At 72.2% G+C, this 24,032-nt stretch carries 22 protein-coding genes and 2 tRNA genes; 19 read left to right on the top strand and 5 right to left on the bottom strand.

Features of this window, described 5'->3' with window-relative positions:
- The first annotated feature begins 6 nt into the window (after positions 1–6).
- Positions 7–1,077, top strand: coding sequence for a hypothetical protein (locus tag ACFY01_RS14325; RefSeq protein ID WP_390736013.1), 1,071 nt, complete (start codon positions 7–9; stop codon positions 1,075–1,077).
- A 4-nt stretch (positions 1,078–1,081) separates the two neighbouring features.
- Here the strand turns inward: ACFY01_RS14325 and ACFY01_RS14320 are convergent, their stop codons facing one another.
- Positions 1,082–2,182 carry a M48 family metallopeptidase gene (locus tag ACFY01_RS14320; protein WP_390736012.1) on the bottom strand — a complete coding sequence of 367 codons (1,101 nt, stop codon included), beginning with the start codon at positions 2,180–2,182 and terminating at the stop codon, positions 1,082–1,084.
- A gap of 101 nt (positions 2,183–2,283) precedes the next feature.
- On the opposite strand from ACFY01_RS14320, the gene ACFY01_RS14315 reads away from it, so the two are divergent.
- The 7 genes from ACFY01_RS14315 to ACFY01_RS14285 all read left to right on the top strand — a co-directional run bounded on the left by ACFY01_RS14315 (position 2,284) and on the right by ACFY01_RS14285 (position 6,582).
- Complete coding sequence (locus ACFY01_RS14315; RefSeq protein WP_390736011.1) at positions 2,284–2,445, top strand: hypothetical protein; 162 nt, start codon at positions 2,284–2,286, stop codon at positions 2,443–2,445.
- A gap of 165 nt (positions 2,446–2,610) precedes the next feature.
- Complete coding sequence (locus ACFY01_RS14310; RefSeq protein ID WP_165955429.1) at positions 2,611–2,775, top strand: hypothetical protein; 165 nt, start codon at positions 2,611–2,613, stop codon at positions 2,773–2,775.
- A gap of 67 nt (positions 2,776–2,842) precedes the next feature.
- Positions 2,843–3,529, top strand: coding sequence for a nicotinate-nucleotide adenylyltransferase (gene nadD / locus ACFY01_RS14305; protein ID WP_390736010.1), 687 nt, complete (start codon positions 2,843–2,845; stop codon positions 3,527–3,529).
- 16 nt (positions 3,530–3,545) lie between these two features.
- Entirely contained in the window at positions 3,546–5,192 is a 1,647-nt protein-coding gene (locus ACFY01_RS14300) for an LCP family protein (protein WP_390736009.1), read from the top strand.
- 116 nt (positions 5,193–5,308) lie between these two features.
- Positions 5,309–5,755, top strand: coding sequence for a ribosome silencing factor (gene rsfS / locus ACFY01_RS14295; protein WP_390736008.1), 447 nt, complete (start codon positions 5,309–5,311; stop codon positions 5,753–5,755).
- Positions 5,752–6,423, top strand: coding sequence for a histidine phosphatase family protein (locus ACFY01_RS14290; protein ID WP_390736007.1), 672 nt, complete (start codon positions 5,752–5,754; stop codon positions 6,421–6,423). Before rsfS ends, ACFY01_RS14290 begins: the two co-directional genes overlap by 4 nt.
- Positions 6,424–6,509: 86 nt before the next feature.
- Positions 6,510–6,582: transfer RNA gene (locus ACFY01_RS14285), tRNA-Ala, on the top strand.
- Here ACFY01_RS14285 and ACFY01_RS14280 read toward each other — a convergent pair.
- Positions 6,574–7,452 carry a helix-turn-helix transcriptional regulator gene (locus ACFY01_RS14280; RefSeq protein WP_390736006.1) on the bottom strand — a complete coding sequence of 293 codons (879 nt, stop codon included), beginning with the start codon at positions 7,450–7,452 and terminating at the stop codon, positions 6,574–6,576. The genes ACFY01_RS14285 and ACFY01_RS14280 overlap by 9 nt on opposite strands.
- A gap of 109 nt (positions 7,453–7,561) precedes the next feature.
- Here ACFY01_RS14280 and ACFY01_RS14275 point away from each other — a divergent pair, with 109 nt between their 5' ends.
- The 3 genes from ACFY01_RS14275 to ACFY01_RS14265 all read left to right on the top strand — a co-directional run bounded on the left by ACFY01_RS14275 (position 7,562) and on the right by ACFY01_RS14265 (position 9,516).
- Positions 7,562–9,037 (top strand): MFS transporter, encoded by a 1,476-nt coding sequence (locus ACFY01_RS14275; protein WP_390736005.1) that lies wholly within the window; start codon positions 7,562–7,564, stop codon positions 9,035–9,037.
- A gap of 68 nt (positions 9,038–9,105) precedes the next feature.
- Entirely contained in the window at positions 9,106–9,279 is a 174-nt protein-coding gene (locus ACFY01_RS14270) for a hypothetical protein (protein WP_361797146.1), read from the top strand.
- 3 nt (positions 9,280–9,282) lie between these two features.
- Positions 9,283–9,516, top strand: a complete 234-nt coding sequence (locus ACFY01_RS14265; protein ID WP_019523121.1) for a hypothetical protein — start codon at positions 9,283–9,285, stop codon at positions 9,514–9,516.
- Here the strand turns inward: ACFY01_RS14265 and ACFY01_RS14260 are convergent.
- Positions 9,506–10,696: a glycosyltransferase 87 family protein gene (locus ACFY01_RS14260; RefSeq protein WP_390736004.1), complete on the bottom strand. Its 1,191-nt coding sequence runs from the start codon at positions 10,694–10,696 to the stop codon at positions 9,506–9,508. The two genes, ACFY01_RS14265 and ACFY01_RS14260, sit on opposite strands and share 11 nt — an antisense overlap.
- Positions 10,697–10,809: 113 nt before the next feature.
- Between ACFY01_RS14260 and ACFY01_RS14255 the strand changes: the two genes are divergently transcribed.
- Positions 10,810–10,882 (top strand) — tRNA-Ala (locus ACFY01_RS14255).
- 130 nt (positions 10,883–11,012) lie between these two features.
- Here the strand turns inward: ACFY01_RS14255 and ACFY01_RS14250 are convergent.
- Positions 11,013–12,626: an NADH-ubiquinone oxidoreductase-F iron-sulfur binding region domain-containing protein gene (locus tag ACFY01_RS14250; protein ID WP_390736003.1), complete on the bottom strand. Its 1,614-nt coding sequence runs from the start codon at positions 12,624–12,626 to the stop codon at positions 11,013–11,015.
- Positions 12,623–13,948 (bottom strand): cytochrome b/b6 domain-containing protein, encoded by a 1,326-nt coding sequence (locus ACFY01_RS14245; protein WP_390736002.1) that lies wholly within the window; start codon positions 13,946–13,948, stop codon positions 12,623–12,625. The genes ACFY01_RS14250 and ACFY01_RS14245 overlap by 4 nt, the downstream gene beginning before the upstream one ends.
- 407 nt (positions 13,949–14,355) lie before the next feature.
- Here ACFY01_RS14245 and leuS point away from each other — a divergent pair, with 407 nt between their 5' ends.
- The 7 genes from leuS to ACFY01_RS14210 all read left to right on the top strand — a co-directional run bounded on the left by leuS (position 14,356) and on the right by ACFY01_RS14210 (position 23,994).
- On the top strand, positions 14,356–17,244 hold the full coding sequence (gene leuS, locus ACFY01_RS14240) for a leucine--tRNA ligase (RefSeq protein WP_390736001.1): 2,889 nt from the start codon (positions 14,356–14,358) through the stop codon (positions 17,242–17,244).
- Positions 17,245–17,363: 119 nt separating this feature from the next.
- Positions 17,364–18,098 carry a hypothetical protein gene (locus ACFY01_RS14235; protein ID WP_390736000.1) on the top strand — a complete coding sequence of 245 codons (735 nt, stop codon included), beginning with the start codon at positions 17,364–17,366 and terminating at the stop codon, positions 18,096–18,098.
- Between the two features lie 72 nt (positions 18,099–18,170).
- Positions 18,171–19,016: a DegV family protein gene (locus tag ACFY01_RS14230; RefSeq protein WP_390735999.1), complete on the top strand. Its 846-nt coding sequence runs from the start codon at positions 18,171–18,173 to the stop codon at positions 19,014–19,016.
- Positions 19,017–19,130: 114 nt separating this feature from the next.
- A complete protein-coding gene (locus ACFY01_RS14225) occupies positions 19,131–20,243 on the top strand; it encodes a helix-hairpin-helix domain-containing protein (protein ID WP_390735998.1) in 1,113 nt (370 codons plus the stop codon).
- A gap of 149 nt (positions 20,244–20,392) precedes the next feature.
- Complete coding sequence (locus ACFY01_RS14220; RefSeq protein WP_390736221.1) at positions 20,393–22,903, top strand: ComEC/Rec2 family competence protein; 2,511 nt, start codon at positions 20,393–20,395, stop codon at positions 22,901–22,903.
- A gap of 4 nt (positions 22,904–22,907) precedes the next feature.
- Positions 22,908–23,744, top strand: a complete 837-nt coding sequence (locus ACFY01_RS14215; RefSeq protein ID WP_390735997.1) for an arylamine N-acetyltransferase — start codon at positions 22,908–22,910, stop codon at positions 23,742–23,744.
- A 4-nt stretch (positions 23,745–23,748) separates the two neighbouring features.
- Positions 23,749–23,994, top strand: a complete 246-nt coding sequence (locus ACFY01_RS14210; protein WP_390735996.1) for a hypothetical protein — start codon at positions 23,749–23,751, stop codon at positions 23,992–23,994.
- Positions 23,995–24,032 lie beyond the last annotated feature (38 nt).

Here is a 24,032-nt window from a genome sequence, read left to right as displayed (position 1 = left end):
GAAAGTATGGGCGGGCCTGGAGACCCACCTGAGGGGACACCCGAGGGCGGCCCCGGTGGTGGGGAGGACGAGTACCGATCCGTCGTGTTCGACGAGTCGTTCGTCCGTGCTGCCCGCCTCCAGGAGTACTCCGCGCAGGAGCGCATGGCGGACCACGCGCCGGCCGTCCGCCGCCGCCCGTCCCTGCACCGTGGGCTGTCCCGGCAGGTGCTGATCCTCGTCCTGCTGATAGCCGTCGCCTTCGGCACCGCCATCTACATGGGTGTACGCCACCCCTACGGCTCCGCCCAGGCCCGGCGGACCGTCGACCCCCTGCGGATGACCGTCATCCCGCTGGCCCCGCAGGGCAAGGTGCCCGGGTCGGCCGACGCCGAGTACCTGTACGCGCACAGCCCCGCCGCCCAGTTCGCGGTCGGCGCCGAAGGCATACCGCTGCCCGCTTCCCGGAGCACCGCGCACTTCTCGGACAGCCAGGTCGTGGCCGCGCTCTCCGCGGCCAAGGACTACATCGTCCGCTCCTCGCTCTACCCCGAGGTCCTCGACAGCAGCGACGTCCAGCCCGCCCGGGCCCTCATCGACCCCGGGCAACTCGACCAGTTCGACCAGAGTTTCGAACACCCCGCCGCCGACGGCCGGCACGCCCCGACCGGATGGCTGGTCCGCTTCGACCCCACCCGCACCGAGCTGGCCGACCGCAGGGTCCGCGTCCAGGGCAGCCTCCAGGCCGCCGAGACCGACTCCGCCACCCTCGAGGTGACCGCGGACCACACCCTCGTCTACGCGCTACGGCAGACCGGCGCCGGAGCCAAGGCCCCGGTGTCCCTGTTCACCGTCCGTCGCGAGCTGACCTTCCGCTTCGACCGCGACGACCTGCGCACGCACCAGGTCCAGCTGCTCGTCTCCTACGTACAGGCGGGCCCCCTGTCCTGCGCCGAGGACGCCACCGACCACCTGCATCCCCTGCTGGCCGGCCAGACCGCCAAGGCGGGCGGCCCGGCGGGCACGGACCCCTACGCGACGGGCAGCGCGACGGCCCTGTGCGGGACGCTGGCCGCCGGCGCCCAGCCGAAGGTGTGAGCCGTCACTCCTCGTCCCGCGGCGGAGCGTCCTGCGGCGGAGCGCCCTTCGGCGGGGGCGGGCTCGTGAAGCCGTCGAAGCCGCGCCGCACCCGGCCGCCGAGGTCCCCGGCGCCACCGGCCAGATCGGTGACCAGCTTCATCAGCGGGTCCTTGGAGCTCTTCACGTGGTCGGCGTAGTGCGTCGCCGACTCGCGGAACGAGTCGCTGACCGAGGCGTCCTTGTCCTCGCTGCGCGGGTAGTGCCCGTCCATGATCCGCTGAAAGTCCCGCGACTCGGCCCACTTCTTCAGCTCGGCCGCGCGGACCGTGGTGAAGGGGTGGGAACGGGGCAGCACGTTGAGGATCTTCAGCACGGAGTCGCGCAGGTCGCCCCCGGCCTCGTACTCCTCGGCCTGCTGGAGGAACGCGTCCACGTTCATCTCGTGCAGGTGGTTGCCGCCGGCTATCTTCATCAGGCCGCGCATCGAGGCCCGCAGGTCCTGGCCCACGAGGAGGCCGGCCCGGTCGGCCGACAGCTCCGACTTGCGGAACCATTCGCGCAGAGCCGTCACGATCGCCAGGACCGCGAGATTGCCCAGCGGGATCCACGCGACCTTCAGGGCGAGGTTGGTCAGGAACAGCAGGATCGTGCGGTACACCGAGTGGCCGGACAGCGCGTGCCCCACCTCGTGGCCCACGACGGCCCGCATCTCCTCCTCGTCGAGCAGCTCGACCAGCCCCGTGCTGACGACGATGATCGGCTCGTCCAGGCCGATGCACATCGCGTTCGGCTGCGGGTCCTGGGTGACGTACATCGGCGGGACCTTCTCCAGGTCCAGGATGTAGCAGGCGTCCCGCAGCATGTCGTTGAGGTGGGCGAACTGCTGGTCCGAGACGCGCACCGAGTCGGACAGGAACAGCAGCCTGAGGCTCCGCTCCGGCAGCAGCCCGCTGAGCGCCTTGAACACCGTGTCGAAACCGCTCAGCTTCCGCAGGGCCACCAGGGCCGAGCGGTCGGCCGGGTGCTCGTACGCACGGGAGGAGATCCCCGGGAAACGCCTGCGCTGCCTGCTCGGCACGCTCCCGTTCCCCTGCCCGTTGTGTGCGTGGCCGTCGTCGGACATGTCTTCCCCCATGCGTCTGAAGTGCCCCATGTGCCCCCGAGGCAGGCCCCAGCCTAGGCGGAGATACCGTGGACGGGCAGTACAGCCGAAGGAGTCCCGCCATGGAGCACATCCCCCCAGCCGCCTGGCTGACCGAGGCCGCGAGCGCCGCCCCCCAGCACGGTGCGGGGAATCTGCTCCGGATCGTACTGGTCGTGATGGTCCTGGGCTGCGCGCTGACCGCCTGGTTCCTGCTGCGCGGGTACAAACGGAAGGACGACTGAGCGGCCCGCGAAGTTCCCCGGCGCCCGCCCCCGCTTCCCCATCGGCGGAGTCGGCGTGATCGGGTCCGGGCCGCCCGCATACGATGGGCCGACATCTTCATCCCGCCCTCCCCCACTCTCGACTTCGCTCGAGCGGGGGGACCCCCATCGGATAGGTCTGCCGAGATGAGCTTCCACAGCACCGCTGCCCAGTTGGTCACCCTCGCCGCCGAGGGCGAGGAGCACGGCGGAAACCACGAGAGCCTCAGCCCCTACGTCACCGGCGGCAGCGCGTTCCTCATCCTGCTGCTCCTGCTGTGGATCACCACCCGCTTCAACCGCGACCGCTGAGTCGCCGGACCGCCCCCGGGGATCTGGCGGCCGGGGCCCTCAGGCCGGGCCGGTAGGGTCTGCACGCATGGGAGAGCAGGACATGCCTACCGGTCCGGCGAACGACACGTCCGCCGACGCGCTGATGGCCCCCGAGTACCGGCCGGGCCACGGCCCCGCGCGCACGGGCAAGCGCCGCCTGGGAGTGATGGGCGGAACGTTCGACCCGATCCACCACGGGCACCTCGTGGCGGCCAGCGAGGTCGCCGCGCAGTTCCAGCTGGACGAGGTGGTGTTCGTGCCCACCGGCCAGCCGTGGCAGAAGTCCCACCGCAAGGTCTCCCCGGCCGAGGACCGCTACCTGATGACGGTCATCGCGACGGCCGAGAACCCCCAGTTCTCGGTGAGCCGCATCGACATCGACCGCGGCGGCCCCACCTACACCGTGGACACCCTGCGCGACCTGCGCGCGCTCAACCCCGACTCCGACCTCTTCTTCATCACCGGCGCCGACGCCCTCGCCCAGCTCCTGACCTGGCGCGACAGCGAGGAGCTGTTCTCCCTGGCACACTTCATCGGTGTCACCCGCCCCGGCCACCACCTGACCGACCACGGACTTCCGGAGGGCGGCGTCACGCTCGTCGAGGTTCCCGCGCTCGCCATCTCCTCGACGGACTGCCGTGCGAGAGTCGCCAAGGGCGACCCCATCTGGTACATGGTCCCGGACGGAGTCGTGCGCTACATCGACAAGCGCGAGCTGTACCGCGGCGAGTGAGCCGAGAGGGGCACCGGTGAACGACCGATACGACCCGGGGTACGGGCAGGACCAGTACGAGCTGGTCGGCTACGACGAGTACGGGCAGCCTGTCTACCGGCAGGTCCCCGCCCAGCACACGCCGCCCCAGGGCTACGACCAGTACGCACAGCAGGGCTACGGCTACGACCCGTACGCGACCGGACAGCAGCAGTCCATGCCGCAGCAGTCCATGCCGTCGTACGACCACTATGACACCGGCCAGCAGGCGTACGACCCGTACGGGCAGGCCGCGGCCGGCGGCCGGCAGCCCCAGGTCGCCGAGCAGACCGCCTACATCCCGCACCAGGCCGGGCCCTCCGAGGCCGAGGCCGAGGAGACGGACGCCCCCGCCGGTGGCGAACGGGACTACCGCACGGAGCAGTTCGCCTTCGTCGAGGAACCGGACGGCGACTCCGAGGACGTCATCGACTGGCTGAAGTTCACGGAGAACCGCACCGAGCGCCGCGAGGAGGCCCGCCGCCGCGCCCGCAGCCGGGTCATCGCCCTGGTCGTCGTCCTCGCGCTGGTCGCGGTCGGCGGCGTCGGCTACCTCTGGTACGCCGGGAAACTGCCCGGCCTGTCCTCCTCCGGCTCGAAGTCGGGTACGACCACGGCCGCGGGCGCCCAGAAGCGCGACGTGATAGTCGTCCACCTGCACAACACCGCCAAGGGGGGCACCTCCACGGCGCTGCTCGTCGACAACACCACCACCAAGCAGGGCACCACCGTGCTGCTGCCCAACTCGCTCGCCATGACGGGGGACGACGGCTCCACCACGACCCTCGCCAAGTCGGTCGGCGACGACGGCTCCTCCGGCACCCTCGACCAGCTCGACACCGCCCTCGGCACGAACATCGAGGGCACCTGGCGCCTCGACACCCCCTACCTCCAGAACCTCGTCGAGCTCGTCGGCAACATCGACATCGACACCAACGCCGACGTGCCCGACCCGGCCGCCAAGAAGAAGGGCGGCGCGCCCCTCGTCCACAAGGGCCAGGACCAGACCCTCAGCGGCAAGATGGCCGTCGCCTACGCCACCTACCGCGCCTCCGGCGAGTCCCAGAACGCCCAACTGGAGCGGTTCGGCCAGGTCATGCAGGGCGTGCTGCGCAAGATGTCCTCCGACCCGGCCGCGGCGACGACCACCGTGCAGACGCTGGCGCAGATCCTGGACCCCTCGCTGACCGACAAGGACCTGGGCGTCTTCCTCGCCAAGCTCGCCGACCTCGCCAAGGGCGGCGACTACAAGACCGCGCTCCTGCCGGTCCAGTCCGACGGCACGCTGAGCGCGCAGACCAGCGAGAGCGTGGTGAAGGACATCCTCGGCGGCACCGCCAAGAGCCCCGAGGCAGGCTCGGCCGTCCGGGTCTCCGTCCAGAACGCCACCGGCGTCAAGGACTCCACCGAGAAGGCACGCGTGGTGATCGTCAACGGTGGCTTCACCTTCCTGGAGGCCGGCACGGCGTCCACCCCCCGGGCCACCTCCGAGGTGATCTACGCCGACGCCGCCGACAAGGAGAACGCCACCGAGGTCGCCAAGACCCTGGGCCTGCCCTCCGGCGCGGTGAAGAAGGGCACGGTCAGCTCCAACGCGGACGTCTCGGTGATCCTCGGCCAGGACTACAAGCCGGCGTCCTCCTAGGACGCCGCGCACCACGGCCAGTCGGCCGCGCCCCACGTGAGCCGGTAATCACGTGGGGTGCCCCGGCGGCTCATGAGACCCTTGAGGTCAAGTGACCGCCGACGGAAAGCCAAGTAGTGACCGCCACCGACCGTTCTCTCGAGCTCATCAACACCGCCGCCCAGGCGGCCGCCGACAAGCTCGCCCATGACGTCATCGCCTACGACGTCAGCGACGTGCTCTCGATCACGGACGCCTTCCTGCTGGCCTCCGCGCCCAACGACCGCCAGGTCAAGTCGATCGTCGACGAGATCGAGGAGCGACTCCAGAAGGTACTCGGCGCCAAGCCGGTGCGCCGTGAGGGCGACCGCGAGGCCCGCTGGATCCTGCTCGACTACGTCGACATCGTCGTCCACGTCCAGCACAGCGAGGAGCGCGTCTTCTACGCGCTGGAGCGGCTGTGGAAGGACTGCCCCGAGATCGAGCTGCCCGCCGACGCCAAGGCCACCCGTGGCAAGGCCGAGGAGCACGCCAGGCTCCAGGCCGCCGAGGACGCCGAGGAGCTGGACGGGGAGTGGCGATGAGCGCCACCGGTGAGGTGACCGACCGCAGCAGGGGCCGCGGTCGCCGCATCATCCTGTGGCGGCACGGCCAGACCGCCTGGAACGTGGAGCGCCGCTTCCAGGGCACCACGGACGTGGAGCTCACCGAGGACGGCGTCGGTCAGGCCCGGCGCGCGGCGCGGCTGCTCGCCTCCCTGAAGCCCGACGCGATCGTCTCCTCGGACCTGAGGCGGGCCGCGCTCACCGCCGCCGAGCTCGCCGCCCTCACCGGCCTGGAGATCACGCGCGACGAGGCCCTGCGCGAGACCTACGCGGGCGTGTGGCAGGGACTCACGCACGAGGAGATCATCGCCCGGTACGGCGAGGAGTACGCGGCGTGGAAGCGCGGCGAACCGGTCCGGCGCGGCGGCGGCGAACTGGAGACCGAGGTCGCCGACCGTGCCGCCCCCGTCGTGCTGAGGCACGCCGAGAAACTGCCCGAGGACGGCACCCTCGTGGTGGTCAGCCACGGCGGCACCATCCGCACGACCATAGGCCGCCTGCTCGGCCTGGAGGCGCACCACTGGGAGGGGCTGGGCGGCCTCTCCAACTGCTGCTGGTCCGTCCTCGGCGAGGGCCTGCGCGGCTGGCGGCTGCTGGAGCACAACGCGGGCACCCTGCCGGAACCCGTCCTCGGTGACGACGACTGAGCGACGGCCGAGCGCGGATTTCACTTTCTGGCAGGTCACAGGCTAGAGTTCTTCTTGTTCGCCCCGCCGAGCGGGAGCGAGAACAAGGGGCTATAGCTCAGTTGGTAGAGCGCCTGCATGGCATGCAGGAGGTCAGGAGTTCAATTCTCCTTAGCTCCACAGTTCGAAGATCCCGTCCCGCGAGGGGCGGGATCTTCTGTGCTCCCTGAGCAGAGCGAGTTTCGTCCGCTCCTCCTCGCTCTCCGGGGTGTACGTCACGATCCGGCACTCCGGCATCCCGTCGATCGACAGCGACAGCGACGTCATCCTCACCTCGCCCACCGCCTCGTGACGGAACGTCTTCACCCGTCGCCCCGGCTGTATCACCTCGCCGTTCGCCCACAGCTCGGCGAAGCGCGGGCTGGCCGCCGACAGCGCGCGTACGAAGTCCTCCCACGCCGGTTCCCCCACGTGCCTGCCGTACGAGGAACGCAGCGTCGCCACCATCGTCGGCAGCTCGCGCTCGCGCTGGACCACGGGGCAGACCTCCTCGGGCAGGACGCACAGCGCCCACAGCACGTTCGGCACGGCCGGCCCGAGCGAGTCCGGCACGACGAAGAGGTCGCGGTAGGGCGGGTTGGTGGCGAGGACGTCGTACCGCGAGTTGTAGACCGTCGCCGGAAGCGGATCGAGGGCGTCGATGAGGGCCTGGATCTCCGGTCCGACCGTCTGCACCGGCTGCTCCGGCCCCGGGTCGAAGGGCACCTCCGCCAGCCGGTACAGATGCTCCCGCTCCGGCTGGTCCAGCCGTAACGTCCGGGCCACCGCGTCCAGCACCTGCGGGGAGGCGTTGATCCGGCGCCCCTGCTCCAGCCAGGTGTACCAGGTGACGCCCACGCCCGAGAGCTGGGCGACCTCCTCGCGGCGCAGCCCCGGCGTACGGCGGCGCAGGCCGGGCGGCATCCCCACGTCGGCCGGGGTCACCCGGGCGCGTCGGCTGCGCAGGAAGGCGGCCAGCTCGGGCCGGCGGCGCTGTGTCGTCCCCGTCATCGTCACGTCCCCCATCGTCGGTGCCCGACATGTCCGCTGCCAGGTGCTGTCGGTACCAGCATCGGCGGGCACTCGGCACCCGTACCGCGGCCTCGCCAGGCTCGACGGCATGACCCCAACACCCCGGACGGGACCGGGCCGCGCGCCCGTGAGCCCGCTGCCAGATCCTGCGACCAGTAAAGCGCCCGGCACCGACAACCGGCCCCGGTCGCTGCTCGCGGTCGTGCTCGCGGCCCAGTTCATGGCCCTGCTCGACGTGTTCATCGTCAACGTCGCCGCGCCCACCATCGGCTCCGAACTCAAGGCGTCGGGCGCCGACCTCCAGCTGGTGATCGCCGGGTACGCCATCACGTACTCGGTGCTCCTCATCACCGGCGCGCGCCTCGGGGACCGGCTGGGGCACGGCCGGGCCCACCTCGCGGGGCTCGCCCTCTTCACCGCCGCGTCGCTCGCCTGCGGCCTGGCGCGGGGGGCCACCGAGCTGATCGTCTTCCGGCTGGTGCAGGGCGCGGGCTCGGCGGTGATGATCCCGCAGGTGCTGAGCCTGATCCAGCGCACCTTCACCGGCGAGGCCAGGGTGCGGGCCCTCGGCGCGTACTCGGCGGTCATCGCCGTCGGCGCGGCGGCCGGGCAGATCGTCGGCGGAGTGCTGGTGAGCGCCGATCTCTTCGGCACCGGCTGGCGGCCGGTGTTCCTCGTCAACGTCCCCGTGGGCGTCGTCCTCCTCGCCGTGGGCAGGCGGGTCCTGCCGCGGGGCGGCACCGGCCCGGAGGCGGAGCGCGGGTTCGACCTGCCCGGTCTGGTGCTGCTCGGCGGGGCCGTCTCGCTGCTGACGGTGCCGCTGGTGCTAGGGCAGGAGGAGGACTGGCCGCTGTGGTCCTGGCTGTCGCTGGCCGTGGCCGCGGTGCTGTTCGGGCTGTTCCGCCGGTACGAGACCGGGCTCGCCCGGCGCGGCGGCGCCCCGCTGATCGCGCCCCGGGTGCTGCGCCACCCCGGCATGGGGCTGTCCGTCTTCCGCATCCTGGCCGTCATGGCGGTCAACGGCGGCTTCCTGTTCGCGGGCACCCTGCACGTCCAGGGCGGCCTCGGCTACAGCGCGCTGCGGGCGGGCCTCACCTTCGCGCCGACCGCGGTCGTCTTCGGCCTGGTCGGGCTGACCTGGCGGAAGTGGCCCGCCTCCTGGCAGCGCTTGCTGATCCCGGCCGGATTCTCGCTCCTGGCGCTGTCCGTCGCCGGTGCCGGACTGGCGTTCCATGGCGGTGGCGACGGCGGACCCCTGCTCTACGTCGCGTACGCCGGCGCGGGCGCGGGGCTCGCGCTGGGTTTCAGCCCGACCCTGACGAGGGCGCTGGCCACCGTGCGGCCCGAGGACGCGGCGGACGCCAGCGGACTGCTGGCGACGGTCGCGCAGCTCGGCCAGCTGATCGGTGTCGCGGCGTTCGGCACACTGTTCCTGAACCGTCTTGAGTCACTTGGGGCCCCGCGGGCGTATACCTCTGCGGAGGCGCTTTCAGTGTGCGCGTGGGCGCTGGCCGGCACGGCCGCGGTGGGTGCCGTGTCCGGACTGGTACTGAGGCGTCGCTGACCGTATTGGTCCGGCCGTGGCAGAATCAAACGGCCGGAAGGGGGCGCGGCCCGACGGGAGGAGTAGCGATGCCTGCGAGCATCCTCGAGGAGGTCGACCACCTCCTCGAAGCGGCGGTGATACGGGACACGGCCACCCGGCTTCGCTGCCCTTCCTGCGGTTCCGGACACGTGGCCCAAGTCCTCGGCGACAACGGCGGGGTTTCCTACGTGTGCACGGCCTGCGGCCACAGCTGGAGCTGATCGATGGGTGCACACAGGCGGAAGTGCGACTGGTGCGGGAGCGGTACCCCCATCGTCCGTGACATGGAGCCGCTCAATCCCGACTACCAGTACTGGTGCGAGGAATGCGCGCGGGCGCTGATCATAAAAGGCGACCCGATCGAGACGTACCGCGAACTCGAGGGTGAGCCGATCTACGGCCGGCTCCTCGAGGAGCACTGCACCCTCAAGCGGTTCTACTCGTTCGTCACGGCCTGACTCCCGCCGGGCCCCGGCAACGATGTCCGGTGAACACCAGGAAGACCAGACCGGCCCCCGCGTAGAGGGCCGACAGCGTGAACTGCGGACCCCCCTGGTGCAGTTCGGGCCGCTCCGGCCCGTGCGGCACCCACCACAGCGCGTACGAGCAGAAGACCAGCGCGACGGCCGTCGCGCCCGCGCGGTGTCCGTGCGTCCACAGCAGCAGCCCGAGTGGCACGCACCACACCCAGTGGTGCGACCACGACACGGGGCTGATCAGCAGCGCGGTCACCGCGCACGCGGCCACCGCCCACGCGCGCCGGCCGCTCAGTTCCGCCGAGACCGCCGCCGCCAGCCCCAGCAGGGCCACCAGGGCCGCCGTGGCGATCCAGACGGCTCCCGGGGCGGGCGTGTGCAGAAGCCGGGCCAGAACGCCGCGCAGAGCCTGGTTCGCGGTCTCCTCGGCGTGGCCGACCCGGCTCGTGCGGAACACCATGCGGGTCCAGAACCGCCACGAGTCGCCCGGCAGGACGGCCGCCGCCAGCAGTGTGGCGCCGGCGAACACCGCGGCCGCCCCGCGCGCGTGCCGCAGCCAGGGCCCTCCGCGGCCGCCCCTGAGCCGTGCCACGGCACCGGCTGCCAGCAGGAACACCGCGAACAGCGCGGGCGTCAGCTTCACCGCCGTGGCCAGCCCCACGCCAGCCCCCGCCCAGCGGTCCCCGGGGCGGCGTGACAGGTCCCACAGCACCAGCACGGCGAGCAGCAGATTGACCTGCCCGTAGCGCAGCGTCGTCCACACCGGCTCGCACCACACGGCTCCCGCCGCGACCCACCAGACCGCCTCCACGCGCGCGTGGCCCACGAGTCGCAGCGACAGCCGTACGAACACCACCAGCAGCGCCAGGTTCCCGGCCGTGGCCAGCGTGCGCAGGAGCCCGGTGTCCAGGAACGTCAGCGGCGTGAAGAGCAGGGCCGCGAACGGCGGGTAGGTGGTGGGCAGATGCGCGGCGGTCACCCGCAGCGCGTACAGGTCGCCGCCCGCGCGGACGGCCGCCCCCTCCGCGCGGTACACGATCAGGTCGATCATCGACACGTGGGCGGCCCGCTGCGCGATCCAGAACGCCGTGAAGGACAACAGGCACGCCCCCAGGGCGGTCGGGACACGACGGCGGGTTCCGGCGGACGCGAGCACAGTCACGAAGGCCGACATTAGCGCCCGTACCGACCCAGAACGGAAACGATTTGGTGCTGCACCCCTTCGACCGTGTAATGTTGGCGTCGCCGCCAGGGAAACCGAGCGGAACGAAACATGGGGCTATAGCTCAGTTGGTAGAGCGCCTGCATGGCATGCAGGAGGTCAGGAGTTCAATTCTCCTTAGCTCCACAGAAGTCGAAGGCGGATCACTCGATCGAGTGGTCCGCCTTCGGTGTTTGCCGTATTGCGGCAGAGCGTTGCCCTACGGAACGCCGACGGCGGGCCACCCGTGGATCCGGGTGGCCCGCCGTACGTCTGCTCAGCGGCCCAGGGCGCGGCGTCCGCGGCCCTGGGAGAGGACCGGCAGGTTGCGGGCCGGGGCCTGGCCGCGGGTGTCCTCCTCGATGCGCAGGGCGAGCGCCGGGCAGCGGCGCACCGCGCGTAGAGCCTTGGCCTCGGCGTAACGCGGCACCTTCGCCTGCGCCACCGTCGGGAAGCCGTCCGCGCCGAGTTCGAAGACCTCCGGGAGGATGTCCGCGCACAGCCCGTGGCCCCGGCAGAGCGTCCAGTCGACGAAGATCTTCTGACGGCTGCCGGCGCTGTTGTCCTCGGGCTCTCCGCCGCCCGGGATGCCCGTGGGCATCTTGCCGTCCTCGAAGAGCGGCAGAACGCCCTCCACGGGCCGTCCGCAGCCGTTTCCGAGGACGTGCGCCGCCAGGTCGTCGGTGAACGCCTTGATCGTCGACTCCAGGAACATCGCGGAGCCGTCCGGGTGCGAGCACGCCCCGCGCCGCTTGACGTTCTTGGCGACCTGCTTGAGTGCCTCGAGGGCGGCCGGGCCGCCGCCGTTGAGGATGTCCTCCATGCCGCGCGCGGCGGCCGGCAGGCCGAGGTAGCAGGGACCGCACTGTCCCGCGCTCTCCTCCGCCAGCCACTGGGCCACCCGCAGCGACTCGCCCAGCGGGCAGGTGTCCTGACTGATCGGCAGGATCGCGCCGGCGCCGAGGGCGCCGCCCACCGCGTCCAGGGAGTTGCGGGAGACGATCGCCTCGTTGACCGTCGCCGCGTCGATCCACTTGCCGTGGTAGCCGCCGGTCAGCACGCCCTGCGGGACCGGCGGGGCGCCGGCCAGCTGAAGGACGTAGCGCAGCGGCACGCCGGTGGGGACCTCGATCACCATGGGGCGGGCGACCGCGCCGGAGACCGTGAGCATGACGGTGCCCGGCTCGTCGTACAGGCCGGTGTTGCCGTAGCGCTCCGGGCCGATGCGGGCGGCTATCGCCAGCTGGGCGAACGTCTCGGCGTTCGACAGCAGCGTGGGCGCGCCGCCGACACCGTTCTGCGAGGCGCTGGTCTTGCGGCCGGGCGGGATCGCCGGGCCGCCGTCGATGGAGCGGATCAGCGACGCGGCGGCGCCGGTGACCATGCGGATCGGGTTGCGCTGCACGAACGCCTTCAGCGCCGAGCGGCGGCCGTTGTTCAGGCCGCGTTCGTCGAGCGCGGCCTCCATGGAGCGCTGGGTGGACTCACGGGTGACCCCGATCACCAGCGTGCGGGCGCCCAGTGCCTCCGCGCACAGCAGGGCGCCGTCCAGGATCAGGTGCGGGGCACGGTTGATGAGCACCGTGTCCTTGCGGCAGGCCGGTTCGTCCTCGCTGCCGTTGACGACGACGACCGGCCGGACGCCGCGCTTGATCGCCGATTCGGCGACCGAGCGCAGCTTCTTGTGGAAGGGGAAGCCCGCGCCGCCGCGGCCCTTGAGATTGATGGCTTCGGAGAGCTGCGCGAGCTGCTCGCCGCCCAACGGCTCGAGCGGCCCATGCACCTTGAGGTGCATGGGCAGATCGAGCCTTTCGACAAGGTCGAAACCCGACGTGAGCTGAGGAAGCCCGACCACGCGGACTTCTGGTACGTCGGGCAGGGCCTCGTTCACCTATAGCCTCCGGAAGGCGTGTTCCAAGGTTCGCCCGATCCCGGCGAGTCGAAGGACGCACCGGGTGCTGGTTCGTTGGCGGGACCGCTGTTGTACGTGTTGTTCGAGTTGTACGTGCCGTAGCGGGCGTTCGTCTCACCGGTGTCGTACACATCACTTCCGCCGTACCCGCCGGCGCCCGAATTGTTGTAAGTCGGGATGTTGTTGTACCCGGTGTCCGCGAGCGGGTCGTACGCCGACGGGGGCGCCTCGCCGACCGGCGGCGGGGACGGGACCGGCCAGCTGCCCGAGGTGCTGGACGCGTTGTCCACGCGCGGGAACGCCTCCGTCGCCTGCATGTCCATCGGCAGGTCCATGCGCGCGGTCTGACCGGCAGCGAAGGGCTGCTGGGGCTGTCCGGGCGTCGAGACCGCCCGGTAGGCGGCCGCGAAGCCGGACGCGGGCTCCGGGGCCATCGGGCGCGCCGGAGTGTCGTACAGCGACCCCGAGGCGGCTCCCGCGCGGGGGAAGGCGCCGGTGTCCCTGGACGCCGCCTGCTTCTCGTAGCCCGGCAGCGTGGCCGAGCCCGACCCGAGGGGGCCCGTCTCCGACACCCTGGCCCGGCTGGCGTCCAGGTCGTCGAGTTCCGGACGCTCCGCGGAGCCCAGGATCCCGATGAGCCGGTCGGCGACCTTGCGCTTGAAGGAGCGCGGCGCGGCGCGCAGGGCCAGGGCCGCCATGATGCCGAGCAGGCACAGCTCGTAGGAGATCATGAAGAACGGCTTCGCCGCGCGTCCCGCGAACAGGCCGTGGATCAGTGCCGCGCACAGGGCCGGGTAGGCCAGCATGTGCATGGCGCGCCAGCGTGCCGCGACCGGCGCGGGGGCGGCGAACTGGTTGCGCAGCGCGCCGGTGATGCCCACGAAGATCATGAGCAGGCCGGCCAGGGAACCGAGGCCGATCAGCCCGGCGCTGCCCGTCACGCCCGTGCCGAAGGGGATCAGGGCGGCGATCAGGACGGTGTGCGCCAGCGCCAGCTTGATGGTGACGTGCACCAGGAGGAACGCGATCGAGGCGATGGCGAGCACCCGGTGGATGGCCTGGGAGACGATCCGCTGGCGGGTGTTCAGGAAGATCCGGTCCTGGGTCACCAGACCCCAGATCACCGAGGAGGTGAGGCTCACGAGCGACAGGACGCCCGCGCCGAAGTTCAGGAAGTCCTGCAACCAGTGCCCTCCGAAGAGCACCACGACGGGTATGAGCAGCAGGACGACAGCCGTCGCCACCCCGTAGGCCGACCGGCCTGGTTTGGGGAGCGAGCTGGTACTAACACGAGGGTTCATGGGGGCAACTCCGAGCGGTTCGGGAAAGCGGTCCCGCTGCCGAACTGTAAATGGCGCCATACCGATCAGTACGAGGTTTGAGTTATTGCGTTGTTATCAAAGGACTATCCGGCCGTTGTGATGTCCCTTAGTGGGTGTTACGCGAAGTAATCCTTGACCTTGGTCCAGTGGCTGTCGTTGTCACCTATGCATACGCAAGCGCGTCGCGGCTTGCTCAGAGCCTGCGGTACCCTAACGCCATGCGTGCCGTACGCCTTCTGCTTAGCGGGCCGCGCTGATCAGTCCCGACCGGCGGCGAGAGCCGGGTGGTCGGCATCGGCGCGGCGTCCCCTCCTGTGTGAGGGGATTTTTCGTTTCTTTGAATGTCACAGCCGCAGGCAGAGACGATCGATGGAGCTTTGAGGATCATGAGCGAGACGAACCCCGCTGCCGCCGCTGCCGCCGGTGCCGTGTCGGCGGAGGCCGCGCCGCACCGCTACACGGCAGCCCTGGCGGCCGAGATCGAGGCACGCTGGCAGGACTTCTGGGACGCCGACGGCACGTACGCGGCGCCGAACCCCAAGGGTGACCTGGCCGGCGACCTCGAGGTGGTCGCACGGCCCAAGAAGTTCATCATGGACATGTTCCCGTACCCCTCCGGTGCGGGCCTGCACGTCGGCCACCCCCTGGGATACATCGCCACCGATGTATACGCCCGCTTCCAGCGGATGACCGGCCACAACGTGCTGCACACCCTGGGCTTCGACGCCTTCGGTCTGCCCGCCGAGCAGTACGCCGTGCAGACCGGCACGCACCCGCGCGTGTCCACCGAGGCCAACATGGAGAACATGAAGTCCCAGCTGCGCCGGCTGGGCCTGGGCCACGACAAGCGCCGGTCGTTCGCCACGATCGACCCGGACTACTACAAGTGGACCCAGTGGATCTTCCTGCAGATCTTCAACTCCTGGTACGACGACGAGGCCAGGAAGGCCCGCCCGATCGCCCAGCTGATCGCCCAGTTCGAGTCCGGTGAGCGCGCGGTGCCCGGCGGGCGCTCCTGGGACCGGCTGACCGCCGCGGAGCGCGCCGACGTCCTGGGCGAGTTCCGCCTGGCCTACGCCTCGGACGCGCCCGTCAACTGGTGCCCCGGCCTGGGCACCGTGCTGGCCAACGAGGAGGTCACCGCCGACGGCCGCTCCGAGCGCGGCAACTACCCGGTCTTCAAGGCCAAGCTGCGCCAGTGGAACATGCGGATCACCGCCTACGCCGACCGGCTGCTGGAGGACCTGGAGGAGCTGGACTGGCCCGAGGCCATCAAGCTCCAGCAGCGCAACTGGATCGGCCGGTCCGAGGGCGCCCGGGTCGACTTCCCGATCGACGGCGAGAACATCACGGTCTTCACCACGCGCCCGGACACGCTGTTCGGCGCGACCTACATGGTGCTGGCCCCCGAGCACCCGCTGGTCGAGAAGTTCACCCCGGCCGCCTGGCCCGAGGGCACCCACCAGGTGTGGACCGGCGGCCACGCGACCCCGGCCGAGGCCGTCGCCGCGTACCGCGCGCAGGCCGCCGCCAAGTCCGACGTCGAGCGCCAGGCCGAGGCCAAGGACAAGACCGGCGTCTTCATCGGCGCGTACGCCACCAACCCGGTCAACGGCCAGAAGGTCCCCGTCTTCATCGCCGACTACGTCCTGATGGGCTACGGCACCGGCGCGATCATGGCCGTCCCGGCGGGCGACCAGCGCGACTTCGAGTTCGCGCGCGCCTTCGAGCTGCCGATCCACTGCATCGTCGAGCCGACCGACGGCCGCGGCACCGACACCTCGACCTGGGAGAACGCCTTCGCGTCGTACGACGCGAAGATCATCAACTCGTCGAACGACGAGGTCTCGCTGGACGGCCTGGACGTCGTCGACGCCAAGGCACGCGTCACCGAGTGGCTGGAGCGCAAGGGCACCGGCGAGGGCACCGTCAACTTCCGACTGCGCGACTGGCTGTTCAGCCGCCAGCGCTACTGGGGCGAGCCCTTCCCGATCGTCTACGACGAGGACGGCATCGCGCACGCCCTGCCCGAGTCGATGCTGCCGCTGGAGCTGCCCGAGGTCGAGGACTACAGCCCGCGCACCTTCGACCCGGACGACGCCGACACCCAGCCCGAGACGCCGCTGTCGCGCAACGAGGAATGGGTCAACGTCACCCTGGACCTGGGCGACGGACCGAAGAAGTACCGGCGCGAGACCAACACCATGCCCAACTGGGCCGGTTCCTGCTGGTACGAGCTGCGCTACCTGGACCCGCACAACGATCACCAGCTGGTCGACCCCGAGATCGAGCAGTACTGGATGGGCCCGCGCGAGGGCACGCCGCACGGCGGCGTCGACCTGTACGTCGGCGGCGCCGAGCACGCCGTGCTGCACCTGCTGTACGCCCGCTTCTGGTCGAAGGTCCTGTACGACCTGGGTCACGTCTCCTCCGCGGAGCCGTTCCACAAGCTGTTCAACCAAGGCATGATCCAGGCCTACGTCTACCGCGACAGCCGGGGCATCGCCGTGCCGGCCGCCGAGGTGGAGGAGCGCGACGGCGCGTACTACTACCAGGGCGAGAAGGTCTCCCGGCTGCTGGGCAAGATGGGCAAGTCCCTGAAGAACGCGGTCACTCCGGACGAGATCTGCGCCGAGTACGGCGCCGACACGCTGCGCCTGTACGAGATGGCGATGGGCCCGCTGGACGTCTCCCGGCCGTGGGACACGCGCGCGGTGGTCGGCCAGTTCCGGCTGCTCCAGCGGCTGTGGCGCAACATCGTCGACGAGGCCGACGGTGAGGTCACCGTCACCGACGCCGAGCCCGACGAGGAGACGCTGCGTGCCCTGCACAAGGCGATCGACGGCGTGCGCCAGGACCTGGAGGGCCTGCGCTTCAACACCGCCATCGCCAAGATCACCGAGCTGAACAACCACCTGACCAAGGCGGGCGGGGCCGTGCCCCGCTCGGTCGCGGACCCGCTGGTGCTGCTGGTCGCGCCGCTGGCCCCGCACGTCGCCGAGGAGCTGTGGCGCCGCCTGGGCCACACCGACTCCGTCGTCCACCAGGACTTCCCGGTCGCCGACCCGCGGTACGTCGTCGACGAGACCGTGACCTGCGTCGTGCAGATCAAGGGCAAGGTCAAGGCCCGCCTGGAGGTGCCGCCGTCCATCTCCGAGGAGGAGCTGGAGAAGGCGGCGCTGGCCGACGAGAAGGTCGTCGCCGCGCTCGACGGTGCCGGGATCCGCAAGGTCATCGTGCGGGCCCCGAAGCTGGTGAACATCGTTCCGGCGTAACGCTCGGGGTAGTCCCCTACGGGCAGGTTCGGGGTTCTTCCGGAACCCTGGGCCTGCCCGCAGCGTTTACCGTGGAGAGCAGCGCGGTGCGCGCCGCGCGAAGCCGGAGGAGGAGCGCCGTGGAAGCCGTCATCGCAGTCTTCGCCCTGCTCTTCCTGCTGTTCGTCGTCCTCGGCGCCTACGCCACGGTCAAGGTGATCGGCGCCGCCAGGCGCGGTGTCGACCGTACGATCACCCAGGCCCGCCGTGCGGTCGAGGACCACACGCTGCGCGCCAAGTCCGTCGTCCAGCCCGGCCCGGCCGGCGAGATGGCGCAGCTCCGGCTGAGCCTGCGCACCTCGATGCGCGCCACCCGGGACGCGTTGCAGGCCGGTGCCGCCGAGGACGAGTCGCTGCGGGAATCCCTCGGCCTCTTCGAGCGGCTCAGCGCACACGGGCACGAACTGGACGACGAGCTCAGGCGCCTGGAGTCCGAGCCCGACCGTGCCACGCTCGCCGAGCGGCTGCCCGAGCTGCGCGCCCGCACCGAGCGCATCACCCGGTCCGCCGACTCCCTGCGCTGGGCCGCCCGCGACCGAGCCCACCGCTTCGCCGGGGACGACCTCGACACACTGAGCGCCCAGATCGACGTCGAGACCGGCGCGCTGCGGCACTGGACGCACACGGAGCCCCCGACGGCGCCGCAGCCATGGCCCGACGCCCCGGCCGACGACGACCGCACCGCACAGCAGACCTGGCCGGACCCCCCTCGGCCCGACGCCGCCGAAGAACCGGCCCGGCCGGCCCTCACCCCTCCCGGCCGGCGCCTGCCGTACGCCTGGCAGAAGAAGACCCGCCCGGAGAGCACGACTTGATCCGGCCGGCCCCGGCCCAGGTCACCGGGGCCGGGCTGCCGCACGGGCGCTACGCCAGGTAACCTCCAGGTCATGTCCCGCCATGTCGCTATCGTCACCGATTCAACGGCCTACCTGCCGCAGCGGACGATGGAGCGCCACGGCATCACCGCGGTGCCCCTGACCGTGGTCCTCGGCGACCAGGCGCTCGAAGAGGGCACCGACATCTCCACCCGCTCCCTGGCCCAAGCCCTCCAGAAACGGCGCCCCGTCACCACCTCGCGCCCCAGCCCCCAGGTGTTCGCGGAGACCTACCGCAAGGTCGCCGAGTCCGGCGCGACCGGCATCGTCTCCCTCCACCTCTCCGCCGAACTGTCGGGCACGTACGACGCCGCGGTCGTCGCGGCACGCCAGGCGCCGGTGCCGGTGCGCGTGGTGGACACCGGCATGGTCGCGATGGCGCTCGGTTTCTGCGCCCTCGCCGCGGCCGAGGCGGCGGAGGCGGGTGGCACCGTGGACGAGGCCGTCACCGCGGCGGAGAAACGGGCCGCGGGCACCTCCGCCTACTTCTACGTCGACACGCTCGACTATCTGCGCCGGGGCGGCCGGATCGGCGCCGCGCAGGCCCTGCTGGGCTCCGCGCTCGCCGTCAAGCCGTTGCTGGAACTGGACGGCGGCCGCATCGAACTCCTCGAGAAGGTACGGACGGCGTCGAAGGCGATCGCCCGCCTCGAGGAGATCGCGGCCGAACGGGCGGGCAGCGCCGAGGTCGACATCGCCGTGCACCACCTCGCCGCCCCCGACCGCGCCGCGGCCCTCGCGGACCGACTCCGGGCACGTGTACCGGGGCTGGCCGACCTGCACGTGAGCGAGATCGGCGCGGTGATCGGGGCGCACACCGGCCCGGGGCTGCTGGGAGCCGTGGTCTCGCCGCGCTGACCCGCTGTCAGCCGCGGCGCTCGTACGGGTGGCGCGGTTTTCCACAACCGGCCCGTCCTCCACGGAAGTCGAGCAAGATCATCGCGAAGTGACGGGATGTCGGATCCTCGTCGCATGGCACTTCGATCACGCTCGCGCACAGCGCCCGCGACCAGCGGCCCCGGCCGCGCCCCCGCTTCCGACGGCCGCATCCGGCACCGCCGTCCGCCCGCTCGCCGCCCCGCCCGGCACCGCCATCACGCGCCCGCGGAGGAACTGCGCCGCCGAGCGGAGCTGCTCTTCGCCGAAAGCGCCCACTCGCCACAGGAGTCGGGACACGGACCCCCACCGGGGCAGCCGCGAGCGGGTACGACGAGCGGGACGGGCCCGGCGCCGGGGATGAGCTCCGCGGCGGTCGCCGCGTCCACGGCCGCCGTGGAGACCGGCTCTGACGACGAGTCGGTGAACTCCGACTGGCGGGAGCGGGCCGGGCTCGCGCTGCGGGAGCGGATGCCGGTGTGGTGGCAGGCGCGATGCGGTCTCCAGCGGCGGGGCGTGATCGCGCTCACGGTGCCGCTGGCCGTCGCCGCGGTCTTCGCCGTGCAGCACTTCTGGGCCGGCCGCACCGAGTCCGTCAGCGCACCGCAGGTGGTGCGGGCCGAGGCCCCGTACGCGCACCGGAAGGAGACGGAACCGGAGGAGAACGGCGGGCACGCGCGGGACACACGGATCGCCCCCGGCAGCACCACCGGCGCTGCCACCGGTACCGGCACCGGCACCGGCACCGAGATCGTGGTGGACGTCAGCGGCAAGGTCCGCGACCCCGGGATCCACCGCCTGCCGGCCGGCTCACGGGTCGCCGACGCGCTGCGCGCGGCGGGCGGGGTGCGCCCGGGCACCAGCACCGAGGGGCTCAACCGGGCCCGCTTCCTCGTGGACGGCGAACAGATCGTCGTGGGCGGCCCAGCACAGGCACCGGGTGCCGCACCAGGTCCCGCACCGGGCACCGGGACGGGCTCCGGCGCGGTGGGCACGGCAGCGGGAGCCGGACCCACCGCACCGGTCTCCCTGAACACCGCCACCGCCGACCAGCTCGACACCCTGCCCGGCGTCGGCCCGGTGCTCGCCCAGCACATCATCGACTACCGCACCCGGCACGGCGGCTTCCGCTCGGTCGACGAACTGCGCCAGGTCAACGGCATCGGCGACCGGCGCTTCACCGACCTGCGGAACCTGGTGCGGCCATGAGCCGGGCACCCGACCGGCCGACGCACCCCGGCACGCTCCCGCCCTCCCAGGTGCCGCGCGAGGCCCCGTTACCGCGCGAAACCCCGCTGCCGTGCGAGACCCCGCCGTCCGTCGCCGGCCACCCCGAGCACCCCGCCGCCCGCCGGACCGTGCACGCCGCCTCGGGCAAGCGACTGGGCGCCGCGCACCCCCGGCAGGAGGCACCGACGGACCTGCGCCTGGTCCCGCCCGCGCTCGCGGCCTGGGGGACGGCGGCGCTCACGCTGGACATCCCGCCGGGCTGGACCGCCGGCCTGGTGACCGGTTGCCTGATCGCGGCGGTGATCCTGCTGTACGGGCGGTGGACACAAGCCCCGCCCCCCTCGATCGCCCGGCCGCGCGCCACGGTCGCCGCGGCACTCCTCTGCATCGCCGCGTCCGCCGCCTCCGCCGGACTGCACGGGGCGGACGTGCGACGCGGGCCCGTGCCCGCACTGGCCAGGCAGCATGCCACGGTGACCGCCGAGGTCGAGGTCGGCTCCGACCCCTGGCTCAGCAGACCCCGGGTCACGGGCGACCACGCGGCCCCGGTCGCGGTGCTGGTCCGGGCGGAGGTCCGGCGCGTCGAGGAGACCGACGGGACGGTGACGGCGACCCGGACCCCCGTGCTGGTGGTCGTCGACGCGGGCAAGCCGAGCCCGCGCGGAGTTCCCGAGGAACGTGCGACGGGAACGCAGGCGGCCTGGCTCGGCCTCCTGCCCTCGACGCGGCTCCGCGTCAACGGGCGACTGGCACCGGAGCCGGCCGCCGGTGAGCGGAGCGCGGCCGTGCTGCGGGTGCGGGACGGGCAGGTACCCGAGGTCGTGGGGAGGCCGAACGCGCCGCAACGCCTGGCGGGGCGACTGCGGGCCGGGCTGCGTGAAGCGACCGACGGGCTGCCGGGCGACGCACGGGCGCTGCTGCCCGGGCTGGTCGTCGGGGACACCTCACGGATCACGCCGGAGCTGGACGAGGCCTTCAAGGCGACGGACCTGGCGCACACCCTCGCGGTCTCCGGCAGCAACCTGACCATCCTGCTCGCCCTGCTCATCGGGCCGCCCGGGCTGGCCCAGCGCGCCGAACGCCGGGGAGCGGCGCCACGCCTCGGCCTTTCCCTGCGGGCCACCGCACTGCTCGCGGCGGCGCTCACGCTCGGCTTCGTCGTCGTGTGCCGGCCCGACCCGAGCGTGCTGCGGGCCGCGGCCTGCGGAGCCGTCGCCCTGCTCGCCCTGGCCACGGGACGCCGCAGATCGCTGGTCCCAGCGCTGGCGACGGCCGTGCTGCTGCTGGTCCTGTACGACCCATGGCTGGCCCGCAGCTACGGCTTCCTGCTCTCGGTGCTGGCCACCGGCGCCCTGCTGACGCTCGCGCCCCGCTTCGGCGCGGCACTGCTGCGACGCCGGGTGCCGCCGCGGCTCGCCGAGGCCCTGGCCGCCGCTGCCGCCGCCCAGGTTGTGTGCGCGCCGGTCGTCGCCGTGCTGTCGGCGCGGGTGAGCCTCGTGGCGGTGCCGTGCAATCTGCTCGCGGAGTTCGCGGTCGCCCCGGCCACGGTCCTGGGCTTCGCGGCGCTGGCGACCGCGCCGGTGGCGATGCCCGTGGCCAAGGCGCTGGCCTGGCTCGCGGGTTGGCCGGCCGGATGGATCGCGGGCGTGGCCCGAGTCGGAGCCGGGCTCCCCGGTGGGGGAGTCGGCTGGCCGGGCAGCTGGGCCGGGGCGCTGCTGCTCGCCGTCGCCACCGTGGCCGTGCTGCTCCTCGGGCGGCGGCTGGTGCGGCACCCGTGGTGGTGCGGTGTCTGCGGGCTGCTGCTCCTGCTCGCCGTGGTGCGCCCGGCGCCACTGACCAGGGTGATCACCGGCTGGCCACCCCCCGGCTGGCGGCTGGCGATGTGCGATGTCGGGCAGGGCGACGCGACGGTGCTCGCGGCGGGCGGCGGCACCGGGGTGGTGGTGGACGCGGGTCCCGATCCGGCGCTGGTGGACCACTGTCTGCGGGAGCTGGGCATCACCCGGATCCCCCTGGTCGTGCTGACGCACTTCCACGCCGACCACGTCGCGGGGCTTCCCGGTGTGCTGCGCGGGCGAGTGGTCGGCGGGATCGAGACGACGGGCTATGAAGAGCCCGCCGACCAGGCCGAGTTCGTACGGAGGCAGGCGGCCGGACGGAACATCCCCCTCACCCACGCGCTCGCCGGGGAGCAGCGGCGGACGGGACCGCTGGCCTGGCAGGTCCTCTGGCCGCCGCCCCGCCCGGCCGCCTGGGAACCGGACGGGCCCAACGACGCCAGCGTGGCGCTGCTCGTCCGGTCGGCCGGGCTGCGGCTGCTGCTGCTCGGGGACCTCGAACCGCCGTCCCAGCAGGCACTGTTGAGATCTCCCGCGGTGGCCGGGCTGGGCCGCGTCGACGTCCTCAAGGTCGCCCACCACGGCTCGGCCTACCAGGACCCGGACCTGATACGCCTGGTGGCGCCGCGCGTCGCGCTCATCTCCTGCGGCGCGGACAACCCCTACGGCCACCCGGCGCCCGGCACGGTACAGGCGTTGCGGGACGAGGGCGCGGTGGTGCTGCGCACCGACCGGGACGGGGCGCTGGCGGTCGTGGGGAGAGGCGGGGCGGACGGGGAGGTGCGGGTGGCGAGAGACTGAGGGCATGAACTCCGCACAGGCCGACGCCTACCTCCGCCGCCTCGGGGTCGCGCACCCGGCGCGGCCCACCGCCGAAGCACTGCGCGAACTGCATCTCGCCCATCTTCGGACCGTGCCCTTCGAGAACCTGTCCGTGCACCTCGGAGAGGAGATCGTGCTGGAGGAGACACGGCTCGTGGACAAGCTGGTGGGCGCGCGGCGGGGCGGGTTCTGCTACGAACTGAACGGTGCCTTCGGAGCGTTGCTCACCGCGCTCGGCTTCGACGTCGACCTGCTCGCGGGGCGGGTGTACGGGGACGAGGGCCGGCTGGGCATCCCGTACGACCATCTGGCGCTGCGGGTGCGGACGGTGGACGGCGGTGAATGGCTCGCCGACGTCGGGTTCGGGGCGCACAGCCACTATCCGCTGGCGCTGGGGGAGCGGGGTGAGCAGCCGGACCCGGGCGGGACCTTCCGGATCGCGGTGGCCGGCCCGGACGCGGCCACGGACCTGGACGTCGAGCGGGACGGCACACCCCAGTACCGCCTGGAGACCCGGCCCCGGGCGCTCGGAGACTTCGCCGCCGGCGCCTGGTGGCACAGCACCTCGCCGCGGTCGCACTTCACACGGTCCCTGGTGTGCTCACGGATCACGGACGACGGAGGGCGGATCACCCTGAGCGGTCGCAGCTGGACGGTGACGGCCCCCGACGGGACGCGAGAGGTGCGGGAACTGGACTCGGACGAGGAGGTGCTCGCGGTGTACCGGGAGCGGTTCGGGATCGAGCGGGCCACCGTGCCGACCGTGGGAGTGCCCGGAGTGCCCGCCGTGCAGGCGCCGGAGGCGGGTCGCGGAGAATGACGCCGTGAGTGATGTGAGACATGTGCTGGTGCTGCCCGACCGGGATGCCGCGGAAGAGGTGGCGGAGGCGCTCGGGGAGCGGTTCGGAGTCAAGGAGGAGCCGCAGCTGGTGCGGGACGCGCTGGCCGGTGAGGACGACGCCGAGGACGCGCAGTGGCTCCTCGTCCTGCGGGACGAGGAGCAGCGGCTGGCCGCGGAGGACCTGGACGCGCTGGCCGGCGAGTGGGACGGCTGGCGCGAGGAGCCGTAGGCCGCGGGGCAGGAGCCGCGGATTTGTCAGTGGTGCGT

This window comes from Streptomyces sp. NPDC001480 (assembly GCF_042894725.1).
In the GTDB taxonomy this organism is placed as follows: Bacteria; Actinomycetota; Actinomycetes; order Streptomycetales; family Streptomycetaceae; genus Streptomyces.
The sequence above is the reverse complement of the archived record's forward strand: the minus strand, read 5'-3'. Positions and strand labels throughout refer to the sequence as shown.

Excerpts from the sequence above, each read along its gene's own strand:
- ACFY01_RS14325 (WP_390736013.1), top strand. The coding sequence starts at position 7 with ATGGGCGGGCCTGGAGACCCACCTGAGGGGACACCCGAGGGCGGCCCC.
- ACFY01_RS14320 (WP_390736012.1), bottom strand. The coding sequence starts at position 2,182 with ATGTCCGACGACGGCCACGCACACAACGGGCAGGGGAACGGGAGCGTG.
- ACFY01_RS14315 (WP_390736011.1), top strand. The coding sequence starts at position 2,284 with ATGGAGCACATCCCCCCAGCCGCCTGGCTGACCGAGGCCGCGAGCGCC.
- ACFY01_RS14310 (WP_165955429.1), top strand. The coding sequence starts at position 2,611 with ATGAGCTTCCACAGCACCGCTGCCCAGTTGGTCACCCTCGCCGCCGAG.
- nadD (WP_390736010.1), top strand. The coding sequence starts at position 2,843 with ATGGGAGAGCAGGACATGCCTACCGGTCCGGCGAACGACACGTCCGCC.
- ACFY01_RS14290 (WP_390736007.1), top strand. The coding sequence starts at position 5,752 with ATGAGCGCCACCGGTGAGGTGACCGACCGCAGCAGGGGCCGCGGTCGC.
- ACFY01_RS14280 (WP_390736006.1), bottom strand. The coding sequence starts at position 7,452 with ATGACGGGGACGACACAGCGCCGCCGGCCCGAGCTGGCCGCCTTCCTG.
- ACFY01_RS14275 (WP_390736005.1), top strand. The coding sequence starts at position 7,562 with ATGACCCCAACACCCCGGACGGGACCGGGCCGCGCGCCCGTGAGCCCG.
- ACFY01_RS14270 (WP_361797146.1), top strand. The coding sequence starts at position 9,106 with ATGCCTGCGAGCATCCTCGAGGAGGTCGACCACCTCCTCGAAGCGGCG.
- ACFY01_RS14265 (WP_019523121.1), top strand. The coding sequence starts at position 9,283 with ATGGGTGCACACAGGCGGAAGTGCGACTGGTGCGGGAGCGGTACCCCC.
- ACFY01_RS14245 (WP_390736002.1), bottom strand. The coding sequence starts at position 13,948 with ATGAACCCTCGTGTTAGTACCAGCTCGCTCCCCAAACCAGGCCGGTCG.
- leuS (WP_390736001.1), top strand. The coding sequence starts at position 14,356 with ATGAGCGAGACGAACCCCGCTGCCGCCGCTGCCGCCGGTGCCGTGTCG.
- ACFY01_RS14230 (WP_390735999.1), top strand. The coding sequence starts at position 18,171 with ATGTCCCGCCATGTCGCTATCGTCACCGATTCAACGGCCTACCTGCCG.
- ACFY01_RS14225 (WP_390735998.1), top strand. The coding sequence starts at position 19,131 with ATGGCACTTCGATCACGCTCGCGCACAGCGCCCGCGACCAGCGGCCCC.
- ACFY01_RS14215 (WP_390735997.1), top strand. The coding sequence starts at position 22,908 with ATGAACTCCGCACAGGCCGACGCCTACCTCCGCCGCCTCGGGGTCGCG.